This is a genomic window from Pseudomonas palmensis, assembly GCF_017848315.1.
In the GTDB taxonomy this organism is placed as follows: domain Bacteria; phylum Pseudomonadota; class Gammaproteobacteria; order Pseudomonadales; family Pseudomonadaceae; genus Aquipseudomonas; species Aquipseudomonas palmensis.
This window is the reverse complement of record NZ_JAFKEC010000067.1, coordinates 21,672-30,836: the sequence shown is the minus strand read 5'-3', so window position 1 is coordinate 30,836 and position 9,165 is coordinate 21,672. Positions and strand designations below refer to the sequence as shown.

7 protein-coding genes and 2 pseudogenes are annotated in these 9,165 nt (G+C 66.9%); 5 read left to right on the top strand and 4 right to left on the bottom strand.

Features of this window, described 5'->3' with window-relative positions:
- Positions 1-94 (bottom strand): annotated as a pseudogene (locus JZZ72_RS27930) (tellurite resistance TerB family protein); the annotation flags it as partial.
- Positions 95-269: 175 nt separating this feature from the next.
- Here JZZ72_RS27930 and ydcS point away from each other — a divergent pair.
- The 5 genes and pseudogenes from ydcS to JZZ72_RS24370 all read left to right on the top strand — a co-directional run bounded on the left by ydcS (position 270) and on the right by JZZ72_RS24370 (position 5,581).
- Entirely contained in the window at positions 270-1,421 is a 1,152-nt protein-coding gene (gene ydcS, locus JZZ72_RS24390) for a putative ABC transporter substrate-binding protein YdcS (protein WP_058541467.1), read from the top strand.
- A gap of 12 nt (positions 1,422-1,433) precedes the next feature.
- Positions 1,434-2,426, top strand: a pseudogene (locus tag JZZ72_RS24385) (ABC transporter ATP-binding protein); the annotation flags it as partial.
- 1 nt (position 2,427) lies between these two features.
- Positions 2,428-3,333: an ABC transporter permease gene (locus tag JZZ72_RS24380; RefSeq protein WP_210015295.1), complete on the top strand. Its 906-nt coding sequence runs from the start codon at positions 2,428-2,430 to the stop codon at positions 3,331-3,333.
- Positions 3,323-4,132, top strand: coding sequence for an ABC transporter permease (locus JZZ72_RS24375; RefSeq protein WP_043863200.1), 810 nt, complete (start codon positions 3,323-3,325; stop codon positions 4,130-4,132). Before JZZ72_RS24380 ends, JZZ72_RS24375 begins: the two co-directional genes overlap by 11 nt.
- 24 nt (positions 4,133-4,156) lie before the next feature.
- Positions 4,157-5,581 carry a gamma-aminobutyraldehyde dehydrogenase gene (locus tag JZZ72_RS24370; protein WP_210015294.1) on the top strand — a complete coding sequence of 475 codons (1,425 nt, stop codon included), beginning with the start codon at positions 4,157-4,159 and terminating at the stop codon, positions 5,579-5,581.
- Positions 5,582-5,646: 65 nt separating this feature from the next.
- On the opposite strand, the gene JZZ72_RS24365 is transcribed toward JZZ72_RS24370, so the two are convergent.
- From JZZ72_RS24365 to JZZ72_RS24355, 3 genes are all read right to left on the bottom strand, one after another.
- Positions 5,647-6,753, bottom strand: a complete 1,107-nt coding sequence (locus JZZ72_RS24365) for an NADH:flavin oxidoreductase/NADH oxidase (protein ID WP_043863198.1) — start codon at positions 6,751-6,753, stop codon at positions 5,647-5,649.
- Between the two features lie 107 nt (positions 6,754-6,860).
- Positions 6,861-8,570: a single-stranded-DNA-specific exonuclease RecJ gene (recJ, locus tag JZZ72_RS24360; protein ID WP_088514561.1), complete on the bottom strand. Its 1,710-nt coding sequence runs from the start codon at positions 8,568-8,570 to the stop codon at positions 6,861-6,863.
- 45 nt (positions 8,571-8,615) lie between these two features.
- Positions 8,616-9,158 carry a YaeQ family protein gene (locus JZZ72_RS24355; RefSeq protein WP_054915026.1) on the bottom strand — a complete coding sequence of 181 codons (543 nt, stop codon included), beginning with the start codon at positions 9,156-9,158 and terminating at the stop codon, positions 8,616-8,618.
- Positions 9,159-9,165: the final 7 nt, after the last annotated feature.

The following is a 9,165-nucleotide window of genomic DNA, read 5'->3' as shown; positions in this document are numbered from 1 at the left end:
CCCCTGGCTTGGCGCTGGCACCTTTGCCGGCCTGGTTCTGCAGCAGCTCCTGGCCGGACTTTAGCAACTGGTCGAGCAAACCTCGGGTGTTCATCTGAACGTCCTCAACAAGGAAATGAAACGCCAGAGTAAAGCCTGACCTGCGTCGTCACGCTGCGCATTTGCTTCTGGATGTTGCATTCGCGGGAACGCACTACGCTAGTAGGGAATGCACCGCTGCAGCACCGTCATCACTGCCCCTGCACAATTCCAATAAAAGAGGGAACATCATGCTTGTGCACACCACCGCATTGCTTGGCGCCCTGGGCGCCGGGATCCTCGCCAGCGCCAGCCTGCAGGCCGCCGAGCCGCTCAAGGCCGTGGGTGCCGGCGAAGGGCAACTGGACATCGTGGCCTGGCCCGGCTACATCGAGCGCGGCGAGAGCGACAAGGCCTACGACTGGGTCAGCGGTTTCGAGCAGGACACCGGCTGCAAGGTGAGCGTCAAGACTGCCGCCACCTCCGACGAGATGGTCAGCCTGATGACCAAGGGCGGCTACGACCTGGTGACCGCGTCGGGCGATGCCTCGCTGCGCCTGATTGCCGGCAAGCGTGTGCAGGCGATCAACACCGACCTGATCCCCAACTGGAAGCACCTCGACCCGCGCCTGAAGGACGGCCCCTGGTACGTGGTCGACGCCAAGGTCTACGGCACGCCGTACCAGTGGGGGCCGAACGTGCTGCTGTACAACACCGAGGTGTTCAAGCAGGCGCCCACCAGCTGGGGCGTGGTGTTCGAGCCGCAGGACCTGCCGGACGGCAAGCCGAACAAGGGCCGTGTGCAGGCCTATGACGGGCCGATCTACATCGCCGATGCGGCGCTGTACCTGAAGACGGCCAAGCCGGAACTGGGCATCGACAACCCCTACGAGCTCAACGAAACCCAGTACAAGGCGGTGCTCGACCTGTTGCGCCAGCAACGCCCCCTGATTCACCGCTACTGGCATGACGCAACCGTGCAGATGAGCGACGTCAAGAACGAAGGCGTGGCGGCTTCCAGCTCCTGGGGCTACATGGTCAACGGGCTCAAGGCCGACAAGCAGCCGGTGGCCTCGACCATCCCCAGGGAAGGCGCCACCGGGTGGGCCGATACCACCATGCTGCACGCCGAGGCCAAGCACCCCAATTGCGCCTACAAATGGATGGACTGGTCGCTGCAGCCCAAGGTGCAGGGCGACGTGGCGGCGTGGTTCGGCTCGTTGCCGGTGGTGCCGGCGGCGTGTTCGGGCAGCGAACTGCTGGGTGCCGACGGGTGCAAGACCAACGGTTTCGACCTGTTCGACAAGATCGCGTTCTGGCGCACGCCGCAGGCGCAAGGGGGCAAGTTCGTGCCCTATAGCCGCTGGACCCAGGACTACATCGCGATCATGGGCGGCCGTTAGGGCCTCTTCGCCGTCAAGGCCGTCGACCGGGTCTGCATCGACATCGAAGACGGCGAGTTCTTCTCCATGCTCGGCCCTTCGGGCTCGGGCAAGACCACCTGCCTGCGCCTGATCGCCGGGTTCGAACAACCCAGCCACGGCTCGATTCGCATCCACGGCGTGGAAGCCGCCGGCCTGCCGCCCTACCAGCGCGACGTCAACACGGTCTTCCAGGACTACGCGCTGTTCCCGCACATGAACGTGCGCGACAACGTGGCCTACGGGCTCAAGGTCAAGGGCGTGGCCAAGGCCCAGCGCCATGCCCGTGCCGAAGAGGCCCTGGGCATGGTGGCCCTGGCCGGCTACGGCGAGCGCAAGCCGGTGCAGTTGTCCGGCGGGCAGCGCCAGCGCGTGGCCCTGGCCCGCGCGCTGGTCAATCGTCCCCGGGTACTGCTGCTGGACGAGCCCCTCGGCGCGCTGGACCTCAAGCTGCGCGAGCAGATGCAGGGCGAGCTGAAGAAGCTCCAGCGCCAGCTGGGTATCACCTTCATTTTCGTCACCCACGACCAGACCGAGGCGCTGTCGATGTCCGACCGCGTGGCGGTGTTCAACCGCGGGCGCATCGAACAGGTCGACACGCCGCGCAACCTCTACATGCAACCGGCCACCCCCTTCGTTGCCGAGTTCGTCGGCACTTCCAACGTGCTGCGCGGCGAGCTGGCCCAACACCTGGTGGCCAGCCCGCAGCCGTTCTCGATCCGCCCGGAACACATTCGCCTGAGCGCGTCGGCCATCCCGGGCGACGTCCTCCAGCTCAGCGGCGTGCTGCACGATATCCAGTACCAGGGCAGCACCACCCGCTACGAACTGCAGCTGGACAACGGCCAGTTGCTGGCGGTGAGCCAGGCCAACAGCCAGTGGCATGCCGACGCCGCCCCCTGGCAGCCCGGCCAGCGCCTGCACGCCCACTGGCCGCGCGAGGCCATGACCGCGCTGCGCGAAACCGTGCTCGACGAGGGCCGCTGAGATGATGCGGCGCCTGGCCACCCTGCTCTACCGTCGCCCCAATCTGTACCTGGCGATGCTGTTGATACCGCCGCTGATCTGGTTCGGCGCGATCTACCTGGGCTCGCTGCTGGCGCTGCTGTGGCAAGGTTTCTACACCTTCGACGACTTCACCATGGCGGTGACGCCCGAGCTGACCCTGGCCAACTTTGCCGCGCTGCTGCAGCCATCCAACTTCGACATCATCCTGCGTACTCTGGGCATGGCGGTGGCAGTGTCGATCGCCAGCGCGGTGCTGGCGTTTCCCATCGCCTACTACATGGCCCGCTACACCCGCGGCAGCACCAAGGCGTTCTTCTACATCGCGGTGATGATGCCGATGTGGGCCAGCTACATCGTCAAGGCCTATGCCTGGACCCTGCTGCTGGCCAAGGGCGGGGTGGCACAGTGGTTCGTCCAGCAGTTGAACCTGGAGCCACTGCTGCAATGGCTGCTCGGCATTCCCGGGGTGGGCGGCAGCACCCTGTCGACCTCGCACCTGGGGCGCTTTATGGTGTTCGTGTACATCTGGCTGCCGTTCATGATCCTGCCGATCCAGGCCGCGCTGGAACGCCTGCCGCCCTCGCTGCTGCACGCCTCGGCCGATCTTGGCGCACGCCCGCGCCAGACGTTCGTGCAGGTGATCCTGCCGCTGGCGGTGCCGGGCATCGCCGCCGGCTCCATCTTCACCTTCTCGCTGACCCTGGGCGATTTCATCGTGCCGCAGCTGGTGGGCCCGCCCGGCTACTTCATCGGCAGCATGGTGTACGCCCAGCAAGGCGCCATCGGCAACATGCCGATGGCCGCCGCCTTCACCCTGGTACCGATCATGCTGATCGCCGTGTACCTGACCCTCGTCAAACGCCTGGGAGCCTTCGATGCACTCTGACAACGCCTCGCCGGGGCTGCGCCTGGCCGCCTGGGGCGGGCTGCTGTTCCTGCACTTTCCGATCCTGATCATCGTGCTGTACGCCTTCAATACCGAAGACGCGGCCTTCAGCTTTCCGCCCCGGGGCCTGACCCTCAAGTGGTTCGGCGTGGCGTTTTCGCGCCCCGACGTGCTCGAGTCGATCAAGCTGTCGCTGCAGGTGGCGTGCCTGGCCACGCTGATCGCCCTGGTGCTTGGCACCCTGGCCGCCGCGGCCCTGTACCGGCGCAGCTTCTTCGGCAAGGAGAGCCTGTCGCTGATGCTGATCCTGCCCATCGCCCTGCCCGGCATCATCACCGGCATCGCCCTGCTGTCGGCGTTCAAGACCCTGGGCATCGAGCCCGGGATCTTCACCATCGTGGTGGGCCACGCCACCTTCTGCGTGGTGATCGTCTACAACAACGTCATCGCGCGTCTGCGGCGCACCTCGCAGAACCAGATCGAGGCGTCGATGGACCTGGGCGCCGACGGCTGGCAGACCTTTCGCTACATCGTGCTGCCCAATCTGGGGTCGGCCCTGCTGGCGGGCGGCATGCTGGCGTTCGCGCTGTCGTTCGACGAGATCATCGTGACCACCTTCACCGCCGGCCACGAACGCACCCTGCCGATCTGGCTGCTCAACCAGCTCAGCCGCCCGCGCGACGTGCCGGTGACCAACGTCGTGGCCATGCTGGTGATGCTGGTGACCATGCTGCCGATTCTGGGCGCCTACTACCTGACCCGTGGCGCCGAGAACGTGACCGGCAGCGACGGCAAATGACCTGAACCAGGAGGATCGAACACCATGCAAACCCGACTGCTGATCAACGGCCAGCTCGTCGCCGGCGAAGGCCCGGCCCACAGCGTGCTCAACCCCGCGCTGGGCAGCGTGCTGGTGGACATCAACGAGGCCAGCCAAGCGCAGGTGGATGCGGCGGTGCGCGCCGCCGACCATGCCTTCGACGGCTGGTCGCAGACCGCACCGAAAGACCGCGCCGCACTGCTGCTCAAGCTGGCCGACCTGATAGACGCCCATGCCGGGGAGCTGGCCAGGCTGGAATCGGACAACTGCGGCAAGCCCTACCCGGCCGCGCTGAACGACGAACTGCCGGCAATCGCCGACGTGTTCCGCTTCTTTGCCGGGGCCAGCCGCTGTCTGGGCGGCTCGGCGGCGGGCGAGTACCTGGCGGGGCACACTTCGATGGTGCGCCGCGACCCGCTGGGTGTGGTGGCGTCCATCGCGCCGTGGAACTACCCGCTGATGATGCTGGCATGGAAGATCGCCCCGGCCCTGGCCGCCGGCAACACCGTGGTGCTCAAGCCTTCGGAACAGACCCCGCTGACCGCCCTGCGCCTGGGCGAACTGGCGGCCGAGCTGTTTCCGGCCGGGGTGCTCAACATCCTGTTCGGCAAGGGCCAGAGCGTAGGTATGCCCCTGGTTACCCACCCCAAGGTGCGCATGGTGTCGTTGACCGGCTCGATCGCCACCGGCAGCCAGATCATCACCGGCACCGCCGACAGCGTGAAACGCCTGCACATGGAACTGGGCGGCAAGGCCCCGGTGATCATCTTCGACGATGCCGACATCGACGCTGCGGTGGAAGGCATTCGCACCTTCGGCTTCTACAATGCCGGGCAGGACTGCACCGCGGCCTGCCGGATCTACGCCCAGGCCGGCATCTACGACACCTTCGTGAACAAGCTCGGCGAGGCGGTGGCCAGCCTCCGGCACGGGTTGCAGGACGACCCGGACACCGAACTCGGGCCGCTGATCAGTGCCGCACACCGCGACCGGGTGGCAGCGCTGGTGGAGCGCGCCGTGGCCCAGCCGCATATTCGCCTGGTCACCGGCGGCAAGGCGGTGGTGGGCGACGGGTTCTTCTTCGAGCCGACGGTGCTGGCCGACACCCAGCAGGATGACGAGATCGTGCGCCGCGAGGTATTCGGGCCGGTGGTGTCGGTGACCCGCTTCGAAGACGAAGCGCAGGCGCTGGCCTGGGCCAACGATTCGGACTACGGCCTGGCCTCGTCACTGTGGACCGCCGATGTCGGCCGCGCCCACCGGGTGTCCGCCCGGTTGCAGTACGGCTGCACCTGGGTCAACACGCACTTCATGCTGGTCAGCGAAATGCCCCACGGCGGGCAGAAGCTGTCGGGCTACGGCAAGGACATGTCGATGTATGGGCTGGAGGACTACACCTGCGTGCGGCATGTGATGTTCAGGCATTGAGGCCCACGGCGCAGGCAGGCGTTACCTGCGCAGGAGGGCCGCTCGGCGGCCCTTTGGCATAGCCTTCAGTCGCGCAGGTCGGACTCGTGGATCGGCTGGTCGCGGTGGGTCGCACGCTGGTACTGCGCCGGCCATATGGCCTTCTGCCCGCCCAGGTCATCGTCGGCATGCAGCGGCCAGTACGGATCGCGCAGCAGCTCGCGGGCCAGCAGGATGATGTCGGCCTGGCCGGTGCGCAGAATGTGCTCGGCCTGGGCCGGCTCGGTGATCATGCCCACCGTGCCGGTGGCGATCCCCGATTCCTTGCGCACCCGCTCGGCAAAGCGTGTCTGATAGCCAGGCCCGGTGGGAATCTCGGCATTCATCGAGGTGCCCCCCGACGAAACGTCGATCAGGTCGGCGCCCAGGGCCTTGAGGCGCTTGGCCAGTTCGACGGTTTCATCCGGGTTCCAGCCATCCTCCACCCAGTCGGTGGCCGATACCCGCACGAACAGCGGCAACTCCGACGGCCACACCTCGCGCACCGCCTCGGTCACCTGCAGGGTCAGGCGAATGCGGTTCTCGAACGAGCTGCCGTACTGGTCGCGACGCTGGTTGCTCAATGGCGAGAGAAACTGGTGCAGCAGGTAGCCATGGGCGGCATGCACCTCCACGACCTTGAAGCCGGCCACCAGTGCACGCCGGGCGGCCTCGACAAAGGCCTGGATCACCTCGTGGATCTGCCCTTCGCTCAATTCGGTGGGCGCCGTGTGCTGCGGGTCGAAGGCGATTTTCGACGGCCCCACCGGCACCCAGCCACCGTCCTCGGGCTTGACGCTGCCGTGCTTGCCCAGCCACGGCCGATGCGTGCTGGCCTTGCGCCCGGCGTGCGCCAGCTGAATGCCGGGCACCACGCCCTGGGCTGTGATGAAGCGGGTGATGCGTTGCAGGGGGGCGATCTGTTCGTCGCACCACAGGCCCAGGTCCTGGGCGGTGATGCGGCCCTCGGCCGTGACGGCGGTGGCTTCGGTGAAGATCAACCCGGCACCGCCGACCGCGCGGCTGCCCAGGTGGACCAGGTGCCAGTCGTTGGCCAGGCCGTCGACGCTCGAATACTGGCACATCGGCGAGACCGCAATGCGGTTGGGCAGCGTCAGTTGACGCAGGGTATAGGGCTCAAGCAGCAGGCTCATGGGGCACCTCTCCAGTCTCCGAATGGTGGACCGGACCGAGCGCCTTGGCTTCCCCGCGGCTCAGTGCCGGTCTCTGAGAGACTAGACCAGTTTGCCCACCCAGGGGTTCAGCGCGGCTCGATGTGGGCGATCATCAACTGCACCGTCTCGTTGCCGCGAAACTCGTTGACGTCCAGCTTGTAGGCCAGCTCCACCCAGCGCACGGTGGGGTTGGGCCATACCTCGCGGTCGATGCCGAAGGCGATGCCGTCGAGGGTCACCGAACCGCATTCGCTCTTGAGCACCACCTTCAGGTGACGCTCGCCCACCACCCGCTGCTGCACCAGCTGGAACACGCCATGAAACAGCGGCTCGGGAAAATGCTGCCCCCACGGCCCGGCGTTGCGCAGGGCGCGGGCCAGCTCCAGGTGGAACTCCTCGACCGCCAGGCTGCCGTCGGACAGCAGCCGGCCGGTGAGGTCGTCCTCCTGCAACTGGCGGCGGACTTCTTCGTCGAACGCCTGGGCGAACGCCGGGAAGTTCTCGGCCGGCAGCGACAGCCCCGCCGCCATGGCGTGCCCGCCGAACTTGCTGATCAGCTCCGGGTTGGCCGCCGCCACGGCGTCCAGCGCATCGCGAATGTGAAAGCCCGGCACCGAGCGCGCAGAGCCCTTGAGCATGCCGTCGCCGGCATCGGCAAAGGCGATGGTCGGGCGGTGATAACGTTCTTTCAGACGCGAGGCCAGAATGCCGATCACGCCCTGGTGCCAGTCAGCCTCGTACAGGCACAGGCCGAACGGCATCGACTCCAGCGGCAGGTCCTTGAGCTGGGCCAGCGCCTCGCGCTGCATGCCCTGCTCGATGGACTTGCGGTCCTGGTTCAGTTCGTCCAGCTGCACCGCCATCTCGCGAGCCAGGGTCGGGTCGTCGCTGAGCAGGCATTCGATGCCCAGGCTCATGTCGTCCAGGCGCCCGGCAGCATTGAGCCGCGGGCCCAGGATGAAGCCCAGGTCGGTGGAGGTGATGCGCGCCGCTTCGCGCCGGGCCACCTCGAGAATCGCCTTGAGCCCCGGGCGCGCACGACCGGCACGGATGCGCTCCAGGCCCTGGTGCACGAGGATGCGGTTGTTGGCGTCCAGCGGTACCACGTCGGCCACGCTGCCCAGCGCCACCAGGTCGAGCAGCTCGCCGATGTTCGGCTGCGGGCGGTCGTCGTAGCGGCCCAGGCTGCGCAGGCGCGCACGCAGCGCCATCAATACGTAGAAGATCACCCCGACCCCGGCCAGTGCCTTGCTCGGAAACTCGCAGCCCGGCTGGTTGGGGTTGACGATTGCATCGGCCGCCGGCAGCGCATGGCCTGGCAAGTGGTGGTCGGTGACCAGCACCTTCAGGCCGGCCGCCTTGGCCGCCGCCACGCCTTCGACGCTGGAGATGCCGTTGTCCACGGTGATCAGCAGCTGCGGCGTGCGCTGCAGTGCCACCTCGACGATTTCCGGGGTCAGCCCGTAACCGTATTCGAAACGGTTGGGCACCAGGTAGTCGACGTGCGCGGCGCCCAGCAGGCGCAGGCCCAGCACGCCCACGGTGCTGGCCGTGGCACCGTCGGCGTCGAAGTCGCCGACGATCAGGATGCGCTGGCGCTGGTCCAGTGCCTCCACCAGCAGGTCTACCGCCGCGTCGATACCCTTGAGCTGCTGATAGGGCAGCAGGCGTGCCAGGCTCTTGTCCAGCTCGACGGCGCTCTGTACGCCACGGGCGGCGTACAGGCGGGTCAGCAGGGGCGGCAGGTCGCCAAGAAACGGCAGGGTGGACGGCAGTGAACGCGGTTCGATACGCATGGAGTGATCAAGGCTTCTCTGGTTTGAAAAAGGTCGGCGGGCGGATCAGCCGCGCTCGCCCAGCAGCCATTGCAGCTGGACTTCGTGCTGGCCGCGGTCGTCGGTGACGAACACCGTGCCTTCGCTGATCATCACATCCCACTTGATGGCGCGTGGCATGTCCTTGGCCAGGACTTCCAGCACCTCTTGCGGCACGGCGGCGATGTTGAGGTTCTTCAGGTTCTTGACCGCCGGAATCACCTTGGTTTCCCACACCCGCAGGCTGCCGTAGGCCAGCAGGCTGGTGCGCTCGGTGCGGCGCGAGCACCAGGTCAGGCGGTCGGCATCGGGCTGGCCGACTTCGATCCAGTGCAGCACCCGGTCATCCAGGCTTTTTTCCCACAGCGCCGGCTCGTCGACGTCCGACAGGCCGCGACCGAACGACAGCTGCTCGTTGTACCAGAGGGCATAGGCCAGCAGGCGCACGGCCATGCGCTCTTCGGTTTCCGAAGGGTGGCGGGCGATGGTCTGCTTGACGCTTTCGTACACGCCGCGGTCGAGATCGGTGAGGTTCAGTTCAAACTTGTAGGTGGTGGACGGCTGGGCCATGGACGGG

What these genes read in the sequence shown, in the direction of transcription:
- JZZ72_RS24355 (WP_054915026.1), bottom strand. Translation starts at nt 9,158, where the DNA reads ATGGCCCAGCCGTCCACCACCTACAAGTTTGAACTGAACCTCACCGAT.
- ydcS (WP_058541467.1), top strand. Translation starts at nt 270, where the DNA reads ATGCTTGTGCACACCACCGCATTGCTTGGCGCCCTGGGCGCCGGGATC.
- recJ (WP_088514561.1), bottom strand. Translation starts at nt 8,570, where the DNA reads ATGCGTATCGAACCGCGTTCACTGCCGTCCACCCTGCCGTTTCTTGGC.
- JZZ72_RS24375 (WP_043863200.1), top strand. Translation starts at nt 3,323, where the DNA reads ATGCACTCTGACAACGCCTCGCCGGGGCTGCGCCTGGCCGCCTGGGGC.
- JZZ72_RS24370 (WP_210015294.1), top strand. Translation starts at nt 4,157, where the DNA reads ATGCAAACCCGACTGCTGATCAACGGCCAGCTCGTCGCCGGCGAAGGC.
- JZZ72_RS24380 (WP_210015295.1), top strand. Translation starts at nt 2,428, where the DNA reads ATGATGCGGCGCCTGGCCACCCTGCTCTACCGTCGCCCCAATCTGTAC.
- JZZ72_RS24365 (WP_043863198.1), bottom strand. Translation starts at nt 6,753, where the DNA reads ATGAGCCTGCTGCTTGAGCCCTATACCCTGCGTCAACTGACGCTGCCC.